At 67.6% G+C, this 1,199-nt stretch carries 2 protein-coding genes and 1 tRNA gene; 2 read left to right on the forward strand and 1 reads right to left on the reverse strand.

The window, feature by feature from the left end; genetic code table 11:
• Positions 1 to 670 (forward strand): HAD family hydrolase (locus C1I98_RS39065; RefSeq protein WP_146607940.1); only part of this gene is annotated, 670 nt, incomplete at its 5' end.
• Positions 671 to 694: 24 nt separating this feature from the next.
• Positions 695 to 913, forward strand: coding sequence for a tyrosine-type recombinase/integrase (locus C1I98_RS39070; protein ID WP_111172205.1), 219 nt, complete (start codon positions 695 to 697; stop codon positions 911 to 913).
• Between the two features lie 118 nt (positions 914 to 1,031).
• On the opposite strand, the gene C1I98_RS39075 is transcribed toward C1I98_RS39070, so the two are convergent.
• Positions 1,032 to 1,105 (reverse strand) — tRNA-Thr (locus C1I98_RS39075).
• Positions 1,106 to 1,199: the final 94 nt, after the last annotated feature.

Here is a 1,199-nt window from a genome sequence, read left to right on the forward strand (position 1 = left end):
GGGCGACCCACGGCGGCCGGTGGACCCCTACGCAGCGGCGGCGCTGCACGTCCTGCGCCGCCACGGTGGCAAGAGGTTGATCGTGGCCTCCAACACCCGCACTGGCGTCGATCGCCGTCCGGCGCTGTATCTGGGCGGCGTGGACGAGCTGTTCGACGCGGTGTTCCAATCGTCGCAGATGGGCGGCGTCGCCAAGCCCGGTGCGGCCTTCTATCGAACTGTTCTGGACGCGGCCGGGTGCCCCCCAGACCAGGTGCTATGGGTCGGCGACAATCTTGACAAGGACGTCCATGGCCCGGCGCGGCACGGCATGCGAGCGGTGCTGGTCCGGCGGGGCGGCCTGGCGCCCGGTGAACGGCTGCCCGCCGGGACGATCACGATCAGCCACATCAGCGATCTTGTGCCGCTGCTGGTCCCTGCGGCATCGGTTCGTGCCGGTTCAGGTAGCAACCCGGCGTCAGAGCGCAAGACGGAGGCACCCATTGGACGGGCGTACAGCACATCGACTGCTGACCGACCCGGAGGTCAGGGAGATACGCGCCTACGCGCAAGGCCGCACAGGCGCGGCGAAAGAGCTGGCCGGCCGCTACCCGGCGCCGCCCGCTTCAAGCAGCCGCAGCCGCGTTCCTCCAGCACCCGGAATGGGACGACCTGCCCCCCGACATCCTGATCAAGGAACTGCAAGTGGAAGGAGATCCTTCAGCAGGCCGGTGTGCGGGATGCCCGTGTTCATGACGGGCGGCACACGGCGGCGAGTCTGCTGATCGAGCAGGGCGTGCATGTGAGGGCGGTGCAGGCGATCCTCGGGCACGCCGACATCCGGACGACTCAGCGGTACACCCATGTCGCCGAGGCGACGACGCGGGACGCGGCCGAGCGGATGGGGGAAGCGCTGTGGGGGCAGCAGGCCTGATCACCCGGTGGAGTTCGGTGGGGTTCGCAGCAGAGAACTGCAACCCGAACTGCAACCCGAACTGATCAAGGGCGCTCCCTGGAAAGGGAAACGCCCTGGTCAAAGCCCTCTTTTCGAGAGCCGCCTAAGGGAATCGAACCCTTGACCTACGCATTACGAGTGCGTCGCTCTGGCCGACTGAGCTAAGGCGGCATTGCCACATGCGCGAGCGCGTGGCATGGAAGAGTCTACAGGCATCGGGGCGGTTCGTGTGCCTTCAGGAGGGGCAATGGGTGCCCTTGGGTGG

The sequence above is a fragment of the Spongiactinospora gelatinilytica genome, from assembly GCF_003236385.1.
In the GTDB taxonomy this organism is placed as follows: Bacteria; Actinomycetota; Actinomycetes; order Streptosporangiales; family Streptosporangiaceae; genus Spongiactinospora; species Spongiactinospora gelatinilytica.